Raw genomic sequence first — 18997 nt, 5'->3', positions numbered from 1 at the left:
ACAATGAAGAAAATACTACCACTACTGCTCAGTTTGTCACTTCTTTTGCTAGGAGCGTGCTCACTTCAACCGCCAGAATGGGCGAAGCCTGATAAGAAAACAAACCTTGAAGATATTAAATTAGGATTATCAGTATCTACATTGAACAACCCGTTCTTCGTTTCGATGAAAAACGGTGTGGAAGCAGAAGCAAAGGCGCAGGGAATGGAAGTTGTTGTTGTTGATGCTCAAAACGATGCTGCCAAACAAATCAACGATGTTCAAGATTTGATTCAACAAGGTGTCGATGCCTTATTGATCAACCCAACAGATTCGTCTGCAATCTCAACAGCTGTTCAATCCGCAAATAGTCTTGGTATTCCAGTTGTTACGCTCGACCGTTCCGCTGAAGAGGGTGAGGTTGCAACGCTCGTCAGCTCAGATAACGAAAAAGGTGGCGAGATGGCAGGTAAGTTTGTAGTTGAGAAGCTTGGTGAAGGAGCAAAAGTGGCTGAGTTAGAAGGGGTCCCTGGTGCATCAGCCACTCGAGAACGTGGCTCAGGTTTTCACAATATTGCTGATGAGAAGTTAGACGTTGTGGCAAAACAAACGGCTAATTTTGATCGAACAGAAGGGTTGAACACGATGGAAAACTTGTTGCAAGGAAATCCTGGTATCGAAGCTGTTTTTGCTCACAATGATGAAATGGCATTAGGTGCATTCCAAGCGATTCAGAGCTCTGGGAAGGACGTTCTCGTCGTTGGTTTCGATGGAAATGAAGATGCGATCAATAGTATTAAAGACGGAAAGTTATCTGCCACAGTTGCACAGCAGCCTGAGAAGATTGGATCACTTGCTGTTCAAGCAGCGAAGGATGTTCTTCAAGGGAATGACGTGAAAGATACAATTCCAGTACCTCTAAAGTTGGTAACAAAAGACTCGGTTTCTGATTCTGAAGAATAATAGTTAGAAAAGTTAGTAAACTCACTTGACATTTTATATGGCGCCACTTATTATAAGCCATAACAATTTAATAAAATATTGACTTCTTATCAAGAGAGACGGAGGGACTGACCCGACGATGTCTCGGCAACCAACGCTTATGCGTACGGTGCCAATTTCAGAGGATTCATTCCGAAGATGAGAAGGATGTGCAACGATTTCTATATTCATGATATCGTACTGTCACCCCTTCTTGCTTCGTGAAAGCAGAGGGGGTTTTTTATTGCATTCATAGGTAAAAAAAAAGAGAAGAAGTGCGGCTACACTCCTTCTCTAGGTCGATCTGAGCGTTTAGCACATACGGACATACCAGATCATTAATTAATGTACCATGACCTGGGAATGTCCGTCTACTTATGAAAGGAGACGGTTAAAGTGGCGAAAAATTTGGAGTTTGCTTATTGGGTACCAAATGTTAGTGGTGGTCTAGTTGTTTCTAAGCTTCCTCAGAAAACAGATTGGAGTTTTGAAGCGAATAAACGATACGCACAAATTGCAGAGGAAGCAGGATATGACTTTGCATTGTTACAAACACGGTTTATCGCAAGTTATGGAGCAGAAAATCAACTAGAAGCGATTACACTTGCCTCAGCGCTAGCCGCTTCTACAGAGAAAATCAAATTAATATCAGCCGTTCACCCAGGACTATGGCACCCAGGTGTCTATGCAAAGATGCTAGCAACTCTTGATCACATTAGTAATGGAAGAGCGGCAGTAAATGTTGTGAGTGGTTGGTTTAAAGAGGAGTTTACTAAATACGGAGAACCTTGGCTCGAACATGATGAACGATACCGACGTTCAGAGGAGTTCATCCGAGTGCTTCGTGAGTTGTGGACAGAAGAAACAGCTTCATTTAAAGGGGATTTTTACAGAATAAACGATGCGCCTTTAAAACCGAAACCTGTTCAAGAAGGTAAACTACCAATTTTCCAGGGAGGAAACTCAACAGCTGCGAAACAAATGGCTGGAAGAGTATCTGATTATTACTTTATGAATGGAAATTCGCTCGGAGGGTTTAAGAAGCAAATCGACGAAGTTAGCGCTTTAGCGAAAGAAGAAGGACGCTCTATAAAGTTTGCTGCACATGGATTTGCGATCGTAAGAGATACAGAAGAAGAAGCACATCAGCTTCTCCGTGACATAGTCGGTTATAAGGATGTAGAAGCTGTTGAAGGATTTAGACAATCTGTGAAGGAAGCTGGCCAATCAACGAGTGATAAAGAAGGTATGTGGGCTAATTCTAGTATTGAAGATCTCGTCCAGTATAATGATGGGTTCAAGACTGGTTTGATTGGTACACCTGAACAAGTAGCTGCTAGAATTATAGAATTAAAGAAAATAGGAATCGAAGTCATATTAACAGCACACTTCAATTATGAAGAAGACCTCGAACGTTTTGGGAAAGAAGTTATACCGCTTGTGAAGGAAAAGGAAAAGTTATTGGAGAAAGAGAGTATAGAGGTTTAGTAGTGAAAGGGATTGCACTTTAGTAGTAAACAATCGCAGGTACGTGACTCATTCCTTACATTAGTTAGAAGCAAAAAATTATAGATTGAGTTCAAGTCGCCTCGTTAGAAATATGTAAGCAGTGCCGAGGCGGCTTTTTGGTGTTAATAAATGTATATTTTTGTAAAACGGTATGCTAAGATTTTTGATAAGAGGCTTACCAAAACGAATAATATTAGGAACGATAAAATGAAGTCGAGTACTAATAAGAAAGGGTTGGAACCATGATCTTATGAGTTATATCCGCCAATACATATTAACAATCATTGGTTTCATTTTTATAGGGGCACTTCCATTCCTATTTGAAGGGATAAGTATGAATATAAGCCTCTACCTTAAAGAGTTAGGAGGATTACTAAAAGCAATATTTAATCCTGCTCAGCTTACATATTCGATCGGTCTAAGTGAGAGGGGTTTATTTCCTTATCTATTTACTCCTGTTAGTTATTCTTTAATCATCTTACTAGGTTCGTTGGTTATATCCCTAATTGGTGCTGTAATGTTAGTTTTACTAGTTTTCCTTCTGAAAAGAGATGTTTTACATAAAATACGTTACTCGATTTCTATTTTGGAAGGCGTACCAGATATCTTTTTGCTTCTGTTAATCCAAGTCCTTGTTGTTAGTCTCTATAAGAAAACGGGGTATTTGTTGTTGAATTTTACAACTATGCCAGGTGAGCAAATTTACTTCTTACCTATTTTTCTTATGAGTATCTTACCAACACTCTATCTTTTCCGGATGTTGGTTATCGCGTTCGACGAAGAAAGGTTTAAAAGTTATGTGGAACTTGCTAGATCAAAGGGCATAGCCTGGAAAACAATAATACTTAAGCATATTTTTCCTAATGTTTTATTAACCTTATTTAATAATATCAATCAGATTATTTGGATCATGCTTTCGAGTCAACTAATCATCGAATATTTATTAAACAGCAATGGTGTGTTCATGTTTATTTATAATTATCTTTCACCTGAAGTTTTGATGACCTCTTTAATATTGTTATATACTCCGTTGTTTGTGATTTTGCTACTATTTCGGGTGATCCTCAATAAAAGATTACCTTCGTGAGAGGGGAAAAAGAATGAGGAACGCATTTAAGAGTCCACCATTTTTAATTGGATTCATGTTTATTGCTATACTGCTTTTTAGTAGTATATTGAACGGGTTTATTTATGGAGAAGAAATCATTCAAGAGAACACTAGATACAATAGTGAGGGAGAGGCGATTAGTTCTGCCCCGTTTCCTCCTTCTCTAGCTCACCCTTTAGGTACGGACACAGACGGTTACGATTTGGCACATATTATTATTCATGGAGCTAAATATACGTTGGGTGCAGCGATATGCGTGAGCATTGGTAGAGTTTTTATTTCATTATTTCTTAGCCTGATCGTGACACTGTATTTTAAGAGATTGAAGCATATCATAAAAGAATTCAGCCAATCATTTAGTTTCATCCCATCAACACTATTTACCTATTTTATGCTTGTTTCAGTCGTAACGATGAGTATTGATGGTTTCCAATTTACGTTCTCCGAACAAGTGGTTTTTCAAGTGTTTATTATGACGATCATCGCTATTCCTTCACTCACATTATTTTTAAGTGAAGAAATGGAACGTTTTTATACTAAACCGTTTGTTGATGGAGCAAAGATCCTCGGTGGAAGTCGATTACATGTATTCAAAAATCACATATTTCCATACATCAAACCTGTATTGTTCGTCTCTTTCGGTCAAAATGTTGTTAATGCTTTATTAATTCTGGCTCATCTTGGAGTCTTAAACTTGTTTTTCGGTGGTACATACATATCATTTAGCCCATTCACACCAGTTGAGAAAAATTCCATTTCGTATGAGTGGTCTGGGTTAATCGGAAGTTATCTCCCTTTAGTAGCCACTGACCCATGGATTCCGCTAGTGCCAGTTTTGTTTTTTGCATTGAGTAGTATTGCTATTCAATTATGTATAGTTGGGTACCAATCTAGTATTGATTCAAACCAGAATTTGAAAATATCAAAGACCTCGCGTAAGAATGAACTAAAAGAAAAAGAGAAGCATATTCAGGTTAAGGAATCGGATTTTAAATCTGTTAAGCAAAATGTTTAGAAAAGCTTTCTGTAAATTGATTCTGACTAGGAAATTCTAGAGACCTATCTAAAATGACCACAAAGAAGCCCTCGAACAACTTCGAGGGCTTCTTAAATACTTATTTAAAAAACGGATACTGACGACGTTCTTGTTGAACAGATATCCACTTCACTGTTGTAAACTTATCTAACGCCCATTCTCCGCCAAATCGACCGAGTCCAGACTCTTTTTCACCACCGAATGCCATGTGTGCTTCATCGTTTACGGGTTGGTCGTTGATGTGAACCATCCCTGTTTCGATTTGATGTGCTACTTGAACACCACGATTTAAGTCGCGAGAGTGAACGGAACCACTAAGACCATATGGAGAACCATTTGCAATTTCAATCGCTTCTTCTTCTGTGCTGAACGTAATGATCGGGGCTACAGCGCCGAAGATTTCATCTTTCGCGATCGGCATATCGTTCGTAACGTTTGTAAGAATCACAGGCTTCATGACATTACCTTCAACTTCACCACCGAGAATTTTTTCAGCTCCCTGTTCAAGAGATGTGTTAAGAGACTCTTGAATACGTTCCACTGCATCGTTATTAATAAGAGGTCCAACTGCTGTAGTTGCATCAGCAGGGTCGCCCGATTGTAGAGATGCGACTTTTTCTTTGAACGCATCAACAAACTCATCATGAATACTTTCGTGAACAACGATGCGGTTAATCGCCATACAAATTTGACCCTGATGGAGGAATTTCCCGAATGCTGCTGCTTCAGCCGCTTGATCGATATCTGCATCATCTAGAACGATAAAGACGTTGTTCCCACCAAGCTCTAATGCCGTTTCCTTAATGTGTTTCCCTGCTAGTTCACCGATATGCTTTCCAACTTCAGTCGAACCAGTGAAGGAGATCAGTTTCGGAATAGGATGAGTGACAAAGGCATCGCCGATTTCTGAACCACGCCCAGCAACGACGTTAAGCACACCTTTCGGTAGTCCTGCTTCCTCAAATAACTCTGCGATTAGAAAGCCTGCTGTGACTGGTGTTTCTGATGCAGGTTTAAGTACAACAGTATTTCCTGCAGCTAGTGCTGGAGCGACGGAACGCATGGAGAGGTGTAGCGGGAAGTTCCATGGTCCGATTACACCGATAACTCCTTTCGCACTCTTATAGATCCGATTTTCTTTACCTGGAGTATCTGATGGTGCGATTTGACCCTTCATACGATAAGGAAAAGAAGCGGATTCTTTTACGATTCGAGTAGCTGCCGCCCATTCCACATTCGCCTTGATCTTCGTACTTCCTGACTCTTTTACAAGCCAGTCGATGAGTTCTTCTTTTCGTTCCGTCATAATGGCAGCTACTTTATCAATAATTTGCTGTCGCTTTCCAGGCGTTGTTTGAGCCCAAGACTTTTGAGCTTCTTTCGCTGATTTATATGCGCGATCCAGATCTTCTTCAGAAGCCGATTGTAGTGTGAATAGTTCTTCACGAGAAAATGGATTATAATTTGTTACAGTTTTATCACTCGTTCCCGTAACCCATTCTCCATTTAGATATTGTTTCGTATATGTGTTAGACATTTGAAATCCTCCTTTTAATGTACACTACCGATGGTTCCCCCTCAGGTTGATGAATAAACTTCGGAGTATGTTAGAAGGATTTTCCACGTCAGTTTCAAACGCACACAAAAAATTCTATAGTTGCTTATTTCTACCTACTCTTTTCCTTATTGTTAGTTTCCAACTAGTTTCTAATGTAATCTAAACGTATATGTGCTAAACTACGAACGGTGCAAAGAAATCATATAAATGTGACAATCATATAAAATGAGACAAATCATATAGAACGTTTTAGTGGGGTGAACAACATGAACATACTCTTAACAGGTGCGACTGGTTTCCTAGGAAAGCAGCTTACAATCAAGTTATTGAGTGAAGGTCACAACGTTTATGCGTTGATTCGTAATGAACGAAAAGCTGATCGTTTGCTAGATTCGTTATCAACTGAACTACAAAACAATTTATCCATTATCAAAGGAAACGTAGCGGATGATCGTTTGGGTGTTTCGGTCGAAACGATCGCTCTATTAAAAGATAAAATCGATACAGTGTACCACATTGCTGCTTATCTTTCTTTCGATGATGGTGATCGAGAAAAAACATTTGATATCAATGTGAATGGAACGAAAAACGTGCTGGAATTCTCAAAAGAGATTCAAACAAAGAAGTTTTATCACGTTAGTACTGCTTACACATTAGGAGATCAACTCTTCGGACGTGAAGAACTTCATCCTAAGGACAATACGTTCGTTAATCCTTATGAAGAAAGTAAATGCCATGCCGAGCACCTTGTGTTTGAATATAGTGAGAGCTTTGATGTTTCAATCTTCAGGCCGTCTATTATTATCGGGGACTCTAAGACGGGAGAAGCTGAAACAACCTTTGCGCTTTACGGAGTGATAAGAAGTTTGGAACTCCTAAAGAAGAGATTGGAACGAAAGCAGGCTACTGGAGAGAAGATCAAATTTCTTTGTACAGAAGAAGCCGCTCAAAACTTAGTACCAGTCGATTATGTAGTGAGTGTGTTGACGCTTGCGCTTGATCATGCAAAACGGAGTACAATCTATCACATTACGAACCCAGCTCCTCCTACAAATCAACTCGTATTAGATCTTATTCAATCTTCGCTTGATTTTTATCAAGTAGAACTAGTACCGACTGATTACGACGGAGACCTAACGGACCAAGATATTAAATTGAATCAGCCGATGAAGGTTTTTCATAAGTATTTTGAGAAGACATTAACTTTTGACGATTCAAACACAAGAGAGTTATTGCAGGACGCCAATGTAGATACCTTTACTTTGGACAGAGAGATACTACAAAGGATTATTTCTGGTGGTAGAACAAATCGATTAAACGAAAAAGCTCTTAAATAGGAAAGAACATAAAGAGGGGTAGCTCAATTTGGGCTACCTCCTTTTTTCATTCAATAGGAAGGAAACAATGTAATGAAGGTAAGAGCTTATTTAAAAGGTTTGTAAAAATAGAGGTAAATGTTACTAAGTCATTAGTCACCTTTTAGGTGAAGAAGTCGTTTGAGACAGTATTTTTCTTTATTGAGAACTATAACTAGACGTCAGAAAGCGTGAATCTGACATCATTGTAATATATTGTCGCTGTAAATAGTACTTTAATACCTAATTGTGCAAAAGTTATAAATTCCGTATTAATCTGTCATATTTATGTAACTGACTTGTTACTACACTAAAATGGCTGTGTTATATTTGGCTGTTACTATAAGGGACATAGGTGATCAAGACAAAAGAAACACCAAAAATTAATTATTATCTCTCAGGAGGAATGTGTACATGGTAACTCGTAAAAACATTGTAAGGAACGTTGTTACATCTACAGCACTGGCTGGAATGATGTTTGCTAGCCCAGTAGTTTCAGAGGCTGCTCTAGGAGATCAAACACTTTCTTACGGTGAAAAACACGGCGACGTCGTCGAGTTACAGGATGTACTGTCAGCCAAAGGATATTTCGACTATCATACATCTACAGGTTATTATGGATCGATAACTGAAGATGCTGTTAAGCAATTCCAAGATGCTCACGGTCTTGCTGTTGACGGTATCGCAGGTCCAAATACATTCGCAGCAATCGAAAAAGCTAATCAAGGACAAGCTCATCGTACGCTAATCGCTGGCGATCGAGGTCACCAAGTTTCAACACTTCAAGAAGAGCTTGGTGGATATTATAACTATAATGTAGACGGAATCTACGGTCCTATCACAGAGAAAGCTGTTCGTGCTTTCCAAGCTGATAACGGACTACGCGTTGATGGCATTGCCGGAGCAAACACTTGGGCAGCGTTGACAGGTAAAACTGTACAATCAACACCAGCGTCTACTAAATCTACTACTTCTAATTCCACATCTGCAAAGCAAACAAACACAGAAAGTAAATCTTCTGAGCAAAGTGGACAAGAATTTAAAGTCGAAGCAACAGCATATACAGCATATTGTGAAGGTTGCTCAGGCGTAACTGCTACAGGAATCGACTTAAGAGCGAATCCTAACCAAAAAGTTATCGCAGTAGACCCTGATGTAATCCCACTTGGATCTAAAGTACACGTAGAAGGCTATGGTACTGCAATCGCTGGTGACACTGGTGGTGCAATCCAAGGTAACCGTATTGATCTATTCATGCCTGAAAGACAGGATGCTCTAGACTTTGGCCGTAAGACAGTAACTGTAACAGTACTAGATTAATAGTGTTTATAACAGAGCCTAACTCATTTGAGTTAGGCTTTTTTTTTTTTTGATTATTGGCAGATTGTAGGAAAAGTACTAGTCTTAGATGACGCAAAGTATTACGAGATACTACTTTTGGATGAGTCTCATATAGTTCTTTCTCGACCAGGATTTAAAACCTTTAGTGAATAGGAAAATGGTCGCTTCCAATGGATAATAAATAGTAAGAAAACAATGAAAATTAAAAGGAGGAACACGGATGAGAATGAGGCTTTGGTACGTAGTGGCACTCTCGTTTCTATTAATAGTAGGTTTCGTAAACCCACCTCAATCTTCTGCAAGTCAATCTGCAGCGATTGGCCCAGAACTATCTCAACAGATGACAGAGGGAAATGGACCTTTTGAAGTCATCGTCACGTTCTATGGCGATGGAGCTCCAACGGATGCACAATCTAAGTTGTTGAAGGAAATAGGTGTCGATACTGGCTTGACTCTCAAGAGCTTGCCAATGGCAGGGGTAATTGCAACGAAGGATCAGATTAATGATCTTGCAGCTAATAGTATGGTTCAATCAATTTATTTGAACGAAAAGCTAGACTATTTTAATGCAGATGCAACAGATATCACTGGCGTAGATAAAGTTCGTACAGATGATAGCATGAGAAAAGCCAACGGAGGACTACCGGTTACTGGTAAAGGAATCGGTGTTGTTGTCAACGACAGCGGCGTAGATGGTACTCATAAAGATCACGAATTTGGTGAAAACCTTGTGCAAAACGTATTAGGATCAACGAACCTTAATAGTCTATCACCAGGACTACTTCCTGTTACATATCAAGAGGATGTAGCAAACACGGATACGAACTCTGGACACGGTACGCACGTTGCGGGTACGGTTGGTGGAACTGGTGCTATGTCGAGTGGAAAGTATGAAGGAGCAGCACCAGGTGCTGATTTAATCGGTTATGGTTCTGGGGCAGCACTCTTCGTTCTAGATGGTATCGGAGGTTTTGATTACGCTTTAACTCACCAGTCTCAATACAATATTCGTGTTATTACAAACTCATGGGGTTCTTCAGGCGATTTTGATCCTAATCATCCGATTAATATCGCAAGTAAGAAAGTATATGATCGTGGGATTGTAGTATTGTTTGCAGCTGGTAACGAAGGACCGAGTGAAAACACTCATAATCCTTATGCAAAAGCACCTTGGGTAATCTCTGTTGCAGCAGGTGAAAAAGATGGTACGCTAGCTGACTTCTCTTCTCGTGGTACAAAAGGAGTTGGCGGGTCATTTGAAATGGACGGTGAAACGTGGACTTGGGAAGATCGTCCGACTGTAACCGCACCAGGTGTTGATATCGTTTCAACTCGTGTTATTGCACCAGTTAGCTCACTCTCAGCTCCTCAAGATGCCGAAGAGCTTGATCCGGCACATGTTCCTTTCTATACACATATGAGCGGAACATCGATGGCGACTCCACATGCAGCAGGTGTTGTAGCACTTATGCTTGAAGCAAATCCATTACTCTCTCCTGACGAAGTAAAATCCATTGTACAATCAACGGCTACGAACATGCCTGGATATGAAGCTTGGGAAGTAGGAGCTGGTTACCTTAACGCATATGCAGCAGTAGATTCAGCGTTCGGTAACAATGAATATGGAAAGACTCTTACTTATAATAAGGAATTCAACAGCACTGTAGATGCGACAACAGAAAGAAAGCCTTTCTCAGTAGACTACAATCCAGTAACCCTTGCGTCTGACAATCAGTATGAGTTCGAAGTTGAGTCAGGTTTAACGAATCTAGTTGCAAAAGTAAATGCCTATGGCTTATTGGGGGAGACCGGTAATCCGGTCAACCTCGTTTTAATAGCTCCAGATGGCACTGAATATAGCTCTGGCATCAGCCTATTGTTCACATTAACGACTGACAGAACAGTTTCAGTAAATGCACCGATGGCAGGATCTTGGAAAGCTGAAATCAGAGGGTTACGAGGCGATGATGCAAATCCAACTTCAGGTGTTTCTGTTCCAGATAACATCGAAGGTACACTATCTTTCACAAAAGTAAGTGGCTTCTCTGGACTTAACGATATTGAAGGACAGCCGGCAGCCTCTGCAATAAAGAATGGTGTAAAAGAACAGCTTTTTGATGGCGATAACAAAGGGAATTTCAAGCCTGATAGCAAGCTTCAAAGAAAGGATTTAGCACAGTATCTAGTGATGGGCGCAGAAATCCGCCAATCAGGGAACAAGGCATTCAGTGATGTAACTAATGAGCTTCTTCCTTTTGCTTCTGCTGTTTCGGCTGAAGGAGCAGCATTCCGAGACGGTACTCATACGCAGCAGGGTGTTATGCTAAGTGAAGATGGCAAGTTCGCACCAAAAGGAAACGTAACGAGAGCAGAATTGGCTTTTTCCCTTGTGCAAAGTCTTGGTCTAGAAGAAGAGGCTAAAGCATTTAGAGATGATGTGACAGTACAATATAAAGATGAGCGCGTAAAGGTTCGTGATGCTGTTGATATTCCTGAACACTTAAAAGGATATGTACAGCTTGCACTCGACTTGAATATCATCAACGCTAGCTTCGATGTTACTCAAGGGCAATATGATATTGAACCAACAGTTGTTGCGAATTTTGAGCCTAACACTGATGTAACACGCGGTGATTTTGCCGTAGCGATGACAAGATATTTTGAAGCTTTCTTAAAATAAGATGGAAGAGGTCTGGCTATGGCAGCCAGAGCTCTTTTTCATGCTTAAATTTTAAAATATTGTGTTAATGTGTAAGGTACATACGAATTGTGAGTTATTTTATATAAGGTAGGTATGAAGAATATGCTGAAAATCGCAGTATTGAAAAGAGAAGAGCTAGAGACTGTAAGTGAGTTCATAGCGAAAATGAATCGTAAAGAAGAGTGTCATATTGGCTACTGTGGGACAGACAGCGATGAGATTTCAGATACGTTAAAAAATGACTTTGAAGTGCCTTTTTGGGAGAGTTTTGTGACAGTCTATCATTCGAACATGTTAGTCGGCGTGCTTGGCTTTGAAACTGATTATCGTAATAAGAGAATTGAAGTATGGGGCCCGTTCGTAGAAAATCAGTACTGGACGACTGTATCTGAAATGTGGCAAGCAATGCTTCAATTAGTTCCAGATGAAATAAATATGATACAGATGTTTCCTAATGTGAAAAATAAGAACTGTCTTGCGCTTGCGGAAAAACTACGCTTCACTAAAAAAAGTAAACAAGCAATCTTACAGTATTGTAGAAAAAGGTTTGATGGGGCTACGATTATTCAAGAGATTTCGCCACCTTATATAAGCAGCTTTATTGCTCTACATGATAAAACATTCCCGAAAACGTACTATAGTGGCAAACAAATCATTGAAAGACTGAACGAACATCACAAAGTGTTCGTAACTACGGAAAAATACAATCTAACTGGTTACATTTATGTAGAAGTAGAACCAGAGTTCGAAGAGGCAAACATTGAGTTTTTTGCTGTTGATGAAGCGTATCGAGGAATCGGCTTTGGAAGTAGGTTACTCCAGCAGGCTTTATCCTGGTTGTTTACGTTTAGAAAGATAAACACCGTTACACTTTGTGTGAATGCGGCGAATAAAGAAGCGATTCGTGTGTATGAAAGAACAGGGTTTGATCTTATACACGAACTAGAAGCGTTTTCGAAAAAGTTACAATAGGATAGAGTCTAAAGAAAAGCGTGTGGTGGCTGGCACTACACGCTTTCCTTTATGTATCTGCACATTTTTATCCTTTGGCCATACTTGTCCAAGCAAGTAGGACGAGCATACGTAAGATAAGGTATGGAATGTTTATCATTCCAACATCTTGTTGAGGAGGGAATATCAATATGAGTGTGGATATGAGAAATATGTTGAAAAACATGGTTGATGACCTATTTGACGGGACAAGTAAGAAAAAAAAGAAAAAGAAGGTTAAGAAGGAAGAAAAGAAGCATAAGAAGCACGATAAGTATAAGAAGTGCAAGAAACACAAAAAGCACGATAAGTGCAAGTGCTATAAATGCGAAAAGCACGATAAGTACGAGTAGAGATACAAGTCAGTAGTAAGTAGGAAAAGAATATCCCCCCTTTCCGGAGTTAATGTAGGCTTCCTGCATTAGCTCTTCTTTTCACCTAAATTTATTTGAAAGGAGAATGAGTGGATGTATTTACGAGATCGGATCGCTGAACGTGATGATTCAAAGCTAGTCGAGATCGGCATTGAGAATTTCGAAGTTAGTACGAAGAAAGTACAACGAATCATTGACCAATCTTATGAAGTACTGGTGGTGTGTAATAAGGGACATGAAGTTGTAGGTTTTCTCTCCTACCGATTACGAGTGAATGATATGATTCTCGTAGACTACGTAATGCTGCGTCAGGATCTGCAGGGGAACGGGATAGCACGTTCGCTGCTCCCAGCTTTTGAGAAGCATCTTCGTAATAAAGGGATTTCTACCATTTACGGTTTTGTCGATCGCGACAATATGCAAGGCTTAGAAAGCTTAAAACGATTAGGGTTTGAAGTGAAAGGTGCTGTGTTGACTAACTATATAATTGAAAAGAAATTACAACATGCTCCACCTGAGAATTCTTTAACGAATAGCTTTAGGAAAAGACTTACTCCTCCTCCACGCTTGAGAAGAAGGTAAACGTTTCTTTATCGGTTTTCTATTTAACTATGGAAAGCCGTTTTTTTATCTTCCAGATTAATTATTATATAATTGAAAATATACTGATATACTCTTTTAAGTGTGGATATGGAGGAAGATGAAACGAAATAGAAAGACTGCTTACAAAGAGAGTGAAGGGGAAGATACTGTGAAAGAGACGTACAGTACTGAAGAAGCAATAAAACGATGGGACGCAAACGCTGAAGCGTATACAAAAGGTTACACAGAAGAAGGAGATTTACATAGAGAAGTATTCTTGAATCCTTGTCTATTTACGTTGATTGGTGATAGCACCGATAAGAAAATATTAGATGCAGGCTGTGGAGAGGGATACTTGAGTAGAAAACTCGCACATGATGGGGCAAGTGTCACTGCAGTAGATTATTCAGAGAAAATGCTCGAGATCGCAAAAGAGAAAACCTCATCATCAGTAGATGTAACTTCTTTCCATGGTAATTGTGAAACCCTACCTTTCCTAGAAGACAGCAGCTTTGATCTTATCGTATCGAATATGGTTATGCAGGATCTTTCAGATCACGAGAGCGCGTTAAGGGAGATGTATCGATTACTAATAGACGGAGGCAGTTTCATATTTTCAATCTTACATCCATGTTTCGTTACGCCAGAAAGTGGATGGGAGAAAAATGATCAAGGGGAAAAGTTGCACTGGAATGTCGATCGCTATTTCTACGAAGGTGTTTATGAGCAGCGAGGAATAGGTGAAAACGATAAGATTCTCTACTACCATCGGACTCTTTCAACATACATGAATAGTATTCTTCAAACTGGGTTTATGGTTGAAAAAGTCGAAGAGCCCACTCCATCCAAAGAAATTTTAGAGAAATACCCTGCGTTTGAAGAAGATTTCCGGTGTGCAGATTTCATCGTATTTAAAGTAGTGAAAAAATAAGAATGCTGTATTCATTTGGAGGTCGTGATGAGGAAAGTTGTAGTAGAAAAATTCGATAATAATTGGAAGCTAGAATTCGAAAAGGAAAAGAGGATAGTAAGGTCAATTCTCGGTAAGAACGTGATGGAAATCTATCACATTGGAAGCACAGCGGTTGAAGGATTGAGCGCAAAACCAATCATCGACATGATGCCAGTGGTTCAAGACATTCACCACGTTGATCGATGTAATGAAGAGATGACAACGAGCGGTTACGAACCGAAAGGAGAGAACGGCATACCTGGACGAAGGTACTTTCAAAAAGGTGGAGACGAACGATCTCATCACGTTCATGTTTATGAAAAAGGAAGTGCAGAAATTAAAAGGCATCTAGCATTTAGGGATTATTTAAGATGTCATCCCGTTGCAAGAATGAAATACAGTAATATCAAGGAAGAGTTGGCTTTAAAGTTTCCAGACGATATTGCATCCTATATAAAAGGAAAAGACGAATTTGTAAGGAATCTAGAAATGGAAGCTCTGGATTGGTATAGGTCTAAGTAATGGTGTTTGTTGGAGTTGTGGTTTTGATGAAAGTTATTCAGTTTAAAGGCAGTAATTGTTGAATAAGTTATATTCTTAATTAAAGAGATAATTGAAAGGACACACAAATATGAAAACATTTCCTGTTTTAAAAAACTGAAAGATTGTTTTTACGAAAATTACGAAATACTGATGCACTGGATCTATATCATTATTTCTCCAATTATAATTATGCTAAGTACAGTGGTTCAGAATGCTTCAATGAAATGAAGTTGAGCAGGCTGAGGATCTTATCCGAATATTAAATGAGAGATTAGATAGTTACAAAGAAATAAAGTGGGGAATTGCAATGAGGGGTGAAGACCGAATTATAGGGACTTGTGGCTTTGAAAATTGGCATAAGAAGGATTTCAAAGCTGAGGTTGGTTTCGGTTTGTCCCCCGATTATTGGCAAAAAGGAATTATGACCGAAGCGTTAATGGAGGTTATCAAATTTGGTTATAAAGAACTTGAGCTTAATCGTATAGAAGCTATTATCTATCCAGATAACTTTAGGTCGAGAAAGTTATTAGAAAAGTGTGGATTTAGAGAAGAGGGCTATTTGAGAGACTACCATTTCGTAAAAGATGGATTTTTAGATATGGTTATTTTTTCTGTACTGAAAAAACAATTCACTATGGAGTGAATACTTTCATCCTTATTTAACTAAAGGGAGCGGTTCTTCAGAAAATGTGGTAAAAATGAAGGTTTATGATGGAATTTCTCATTACCTAAAATAGAAAACGCCTCTCCAACCGGAAAAGGCGTTTCCATCTTCTATTAAAGTCCGTATACAGTCATACCACCATCTACAAATACATTCTGTCCAGACACATAGCTAGATCCAGCAGATGCAAAGAATAGGAAGGAAGATTTCAATTCTTCTAGTTGACCTAGTCGTTTCATAGGTGAACGGTTTTCAACAGCAGTACGGAAATCTTTATCCTCAAGTTCGCTCTCGTTCATTTCCGTTTTGATAAACCAAGGGCTAATTGCGTTAACTGTGATATTATATGGTGCAAGCTCTAGAGAGAGTTGCTTCGTTTGGTGAATGGCTGCAGCTTTACTAGTACCGTAAACGGAACTGAAGGAAAGGCTAACTTCTCCAGCTACAGAAGCGGTATTAATAATACGGCCATAATTATTTTCTTTCATATAAGGAACCACTGCTTGTGTGGTAAAGAAAATGGATTTCGCATTTGTGTTCATGACATGATCCCAGCCTTCTTCATCTAGGTTCTCGATGGTCCCAGGTGCCAAAGTTCCTGCATTATTAACAAGAATATCAATTTGGCCAAAGGCTTCGTTAATTTCCGCTACGAATCGTTTGATATCATCTGATTTCGTAACATCTCCTTGGAATCCTTGCACGGTGTTACCCGTCTTACCTTGAATCTCTTCGGCAGCTTTTTGTACTTTCTCTAATGTGCGACCTGTAATGGCGACCGTTGCGCCGCTTTCTGAAAGAGCTTCAGCTGCAGTCTTGCCGATTCCACTGCCGCCACCAGTTACAATAGCTACTTTACCTGTATTATTAAATAATTTCATAAACTAACACTCCTAGTTGGTGATAAATATAAAACTCACCTTTAGTTATTCAAACAATGTTGAATATCCGTAAGTGTATCTTGTGAGTTTCATAATATCAAAATCCCTGCTTATATTAATTAATTCTTATTAAGTGGAGAGCTATAATTACTGCAAACCATCTAATGGCTTATCATGCTGAGGGATTGAAAAAATGCATATCATCTGCTCTTTATCCAATGTTCAAAGTTCGCTTGGTAGTTAGGATCCAATACTTTGAAGCTGGGTCTTCAAGAAAAGGGAGCGTTAATCTAGAAAGGATTACACTCCTTAAGAATAAATAAGGAGTTAGTATGTATGCTTTTTACTAAAGACAGCTTTGAAGAATATCTGTAAGGGGCAACAATCGAATGTAATGGACCTCGCTTAAATTGTGTGTGTTTTTGTATTGAGTGCAAAAGCACCTCTAGAAAGGGAACCCTTCCTATGGCAAAGATGCTTAAATATCATTCATGAAACAAGTTAGTTGGCATAGAATGATAATATCCTTTCCAATAATAGAAAGGAGCTCAAAAGATGGTGGCACCCATCGATGAGCTCGATTGAAATGGATCTACTCTTTGTTTAGCAATGTCAAAAACCGATCTAAAGTCATAGCTACAACCCAGGGACGATAGTCTGCTCGGAATGCGACGATATCCGGGCTATTTTGTTGCTCTAACCAGTTATAAAGAGTTGTAAAACCCGTCTTCTTCCTTTTCACCTCGACAGCCCAACCATTTGGGAGCATCACATCGTGTTTATAGTGAGGTGTACTACCTGATAACGGAACCCGAAATCCTTGCGTTAACTTCGCAAATTCAGCCTCACCACGATACCCCTTCTTTTTTGATTTTGAGCCACTCAATAAAACCCCTCCTTAAATTGAAAGCTGGTTAAGGCTTATAAACATGGCAAAATCAGCCTTCCATCGCGTGTATCTTAGTGGAACGCTGATCTTATGAATACCATATTCTTATAATAAATATATATAAAATTTCTAGAAAAAAACCTGAGCTTTAAATGTTTAAAAGATACGACTAATAAGGAAGGTCTGGCCATATTCTTGAGGCACTTTCGTTTAGGGCACTGGAAATTTTCTTTGCCGTATCGACGTTAGGCTTTTTTACTTTTCCGGTTCTCAAATTTGAAATCGTAGCTTGAGATAAATTGGTGATAGCAGCTAGTTCGGCCGTATTGATATCCATCTCGGCCATAATTAAGCGTAGATTCTTACCAGGGTCTCTAGACCGATGCTCTTCAGCTTGGATTTTTGCGGAATTCGTTTGGTACTCAACCATCGAGAAGACCATTGTTTCTCCATTAACTGTAATGATTTGAGAATTAATTTTGGCAGGTATTTTTTTTTGGTTTTTATGAAGGTGATAGGATTTTAGTGTCATGTTTTTAGAGGTAAGCAATCGGCTGCGTTGATTCAATACGATTTGAAACATTTCTGGTGTGTAAAGATCGCGTAGAGTCATACTCATAAGTTCGGACTTTGAATAACCTAGCGTATTACAGACGATATGATTCACTTCAAAAAATGGTGAGAGGGTCATATCATCCTTTACGGCATATAGAAATACACCCACGTTCAAATGCTCTAGGACGGCATGCAACGTTTCCTGTGACTGCATGAGCTCTTCCGTCAATCGTGTTTGTCTCGTCACATCTTTAGCGATCACATAGATGCCAGTCGTGTTGCCGTTCTCTATGAGTGGAATCGAAGTTACATTAAGAAGAACAGTTTCTCCAGATTTGTTTTCCATTTCAATAAACGTATTGTTTTGTTTATCTGGGTCATTTGTCAATCGAATCAATTCTTTTTTTGCTGATGTATGATACGTTTCTTTGATCAACTGAAAGAATGTCATACGAATTAACTCTAATTTACTGTAACCCGACAAGGTGACGCATGCATCGTTAACTGATAGAAATCGGCCGTTAAGATCGATAACAAACGTGGCATCGCAATTGTTTTCAAACAACAGCTGATATTTTCTTTTCAGATTGTCATAGGAATCATAAACTGGAAATAGTTCTACACCATCGGACGTGTAAAAGTTCGTGATATATACAACTGGTTCGGGATATTCGTGAGTATTTACTAGACTAGCTTTTGCATAAAGAAACTCATAGTTGTCGTTCTCGATTCTATATCGGAATGGAATCGAACCTTGGTCACCTAGAGTAAGCAACTCACTAAAACACCCCTCAATACCTGGTCGATCATCTGGATGAACAAACTCATAAATGGAGTACCCTTTTGTATGATCCCCCATCTGTAGAATACGTTTTACCAAATACGAAGCATGTTGAATTTCACCCTCAAGGTTACATATAAAGATCGGATTATCCATTTTGTACTGATCACCTGCCACTTATTCCGATTTATTAAGGCTAGTTTACATATATCCTATGT

General features: G+C 39.2%; 17 protein-coding genes and 1 riboswitch. Of the genes, 13 read left to right on the top strand and 4 right to left on the bottom strand.

Annotated elements, in window-relative coordinates; genetic code table 11:
• The first annotated feature begins 3 nt into the window (after nt 1-3).
• From rbsB to LCM09_RS04445, 4 genes are all read left to right on the top strand, one after another.
• Nucleotides 4-942, top strand: coding sequence for a ribose ABC transporter substrate-binding protein RbsB (rbsB, locus tag LCM09_RS04460; protein WP_224878982.1), 939 nt, complete (start codon nt 4-6; stop codon nt 940-942).
• Nucleotides 943-1025: 83 nt separating this feature from the next.
• A riboswitch (SAM riboswitch) is annotated at nt 1026-1126 on the top strand.
• A gap of 230 nt (nt 1127-1356) precedes the next feature.
• Nucleotides 1357-2448 (top strand): dimethylsulfone monooxygenase SfnG, encoded by a 1092-nt coding sequence (gene sfnG / locus LCM09_RS04455; RefSeq protein ID WP_224878980.1) that lies wholly within the window; start codon nt 1357-1359, stop codon nt 2446-2448.
• 271 nt (nt 2449-2719) lie between these two features.
• Entirely contained in the window at nt 2720-3556 is an 837-nt protein-coding gene (locus tag LCM09_RS04450) for an ABC transporter permease subunit (RefSeq protein ID WP_224878979.1), read from the top strand.
• A gap of 13 nt (nt 3557-3569) precedes the next feature.
• Nucleotides 3570-4592: an ABC transporter permease gene (locus LCM09_RS04445; protein ID WP_224878977.1), complete on the top strand. Its 1023-nt coding sequence runs from the start codon at nt 3570-3572 to the stop codon at nt 4590-4592.
• 100 nt (nt 4593-4692) lie between these two features.
• Here LCM09_RS04445 and LCM09_RS04440 read toward each other — a convergent pair whose 3' ends face one another.
• On the bottom strand, nt 4693-6150 hold the full coding sequence (locus LCM09_RS04440; protein WP_224878975.1) for an aldehyde dehydrogenase family protein: 1458 nt from the start codon (nt 6148-6150) through the stop codon (nt 4693-4695).
• 287 nt (nt 6151-6437) lie between these two features.
• On the opposite strand from LCM09_RS04440, the gene LCM09_RS04435 reads away from it, so the two are divergent.
• The 9 genes from LCM09_RS04435 to LCM09_RS04395 all read left to right on the top strand — a co-directional run bounded on the left by LCM09_RS04435 (nt 6438) and on the right by LCM09_RS04395 (nt 15652).
• The gene (locus LCM09_RS04435; RefSeq protein ID WP_224878974.1) at nt 6438-7508 is read left to right on the top strand and encodes an SDR family oxidoreductase; all 1071 of its coding nucleotides are present in this window, start codon (nt 6438-6440) and stop codon (nt 7506-7508) included.
• 432 nt (nt 7509-7940) lie between these two features.
• The gene (locus tag LCM09_RS04430) at nt 7941-8846 is read left to right on the top strand and encodes a peptidoglycan-binding protein (RefSeq protein WP_224878971.1); all 906 of its coding nucleotides are present in this window, start codon (nt 7941-7943) and stop codon (nt 8844-8846) included.
• A 241-nt stretch (nt 8847-9087) separates the two neighbouring features.
• Nucleotides 9088-11547: a S8 family serine peptidase gene (locus LCM09_RS04425; protein ID WP_224878970.1), complete on the top strand. Its 2460-nt coding sequence runs from the start codon at nt 9088-9090 to the stop codon at nt 11545-11547.
• Between the two features lie 114 nt (nt 11548-11661).
• Nucleotides 11662-12540: a GNAT family N-acetyltransferase gene (locus LCM09_RS04420; RefSeq protein ID WP_224878968.1), complete on the top strand. Its 879-nt coding sequence runs from the start codon at nt 11662-11664 to the stop codon at nt 12538-12540.
• Between the two features lie 170 nt (nt 12541-12710).
• Nucleotides 12711-12911 (top strand): hypothetical protein, encoded by a 201-nt coding sequence (locus LCM09_RS04415; protein ID WP_224878966.1) that lies wholly within the window; start codon nt 12711-12713, stop codon nt 12909-12911.
• A gap of 114 nt (nt 12912-13025) precedes the next feature.
• Complete coding sequence (locus LCM09_RS04410) at nt 13026-13514, top strand: GNAT family N-acetyltransferase (RefSeq protein WP_224878964.1); 489 nt, start codon at nt 13026-13028, stop codon at nt 13512-13514.
• 169 nt (nt 13515-13683) lie between these two features.
• A complete protein-coding gene (locus tag LCM09_RS04405; RefSeq protein WP_224880084.1) occupies nt 13684-14445 on the top strand; it encodes a class I SAM-dependent methyltransferase in 762 nt (253 codons plus the stop codon).
• 27 nt (nt 14446-14472) lie between these two features.
• Nucleotides 14473-14988, top strand: a complete 516-nt coding sequence (locus tag LCM09_RS04400; protein WP_224878961.1) for a GrpB family protein — start codon at nt 14473-14475, stop codon at nt 14986-14988.
• Between the two features lie 271 nt (nt 14989-15259).
• Entirely contained in the window at nt 15260-15652 is a 393-nt protein-coding gene (locus LCM09_RS04395; protein WP_224880081.1) for a GNAT family N-acetyltransferase, read from the top strand.
• Between the two features lie 134 nt (nt 15653-15786).
• Here LCM09_RS04395 and LCM09_RS04390 read toward each other — a convergent pair whose 3' ends face one another.
• The 3 genes from LCM09_RS04390 to LCM09_RS04380 all read right to left on the bottom strand — a co-directional run bounded on the left by LCM09_RS04390 (nt 15787) and on the right by LCM09_RS04380 (nt 18935).
• The gene (locus LCM09_RS04390; protein ID WP_224878960.1) at nt 15787-16554 is read right to left on the bottom strand and encodes an SDR family NAD(P)-dependent oxidoreductase; all 768 of its coding nucleotides are present in this window, start codon (nt 16552-16554) and stop codon (nt 15787-15789) included.
• Nucleotides 16555-17146: 592 nt separating this feature from the next.
• Nucleotides 17147-17440: a hypothetical protein gene (locus tag LCM09_RS04385; protein ID WP_224878958.1), complete on the bottom strand. Its 294-nt coding sequence runs from the start codon at nt 17438-17440 to the stop codon at nt 17147-17149.
• Nucleotides 17441-17612: 172 nt separating this feature from the next.
• Nucleotides 17613-18935, bottom strand: a complete 1323-nt coding sequence (locus tag LCM09_RS04380) for a PAS domain S-box protein (protein WP_224878955.1) — start codon at nt 18933-18935, stop codon at nt 17613-17615.
• Nucleotides 18936-18997 lie beyond the last annotated feature (62 nt).

The organism is Guptibacillus algicola, assembly GCF_020171805.1.
GTDB classification, from domain to species: Bacteria; Bacillota; Bacilli; order Bacillales; family Guptibacillaceae; genus Guptibacillus; species Guptibacillus algicola.
This window is presented reverse-complemented; position numbering and strand designations above follow the sequence as displayed.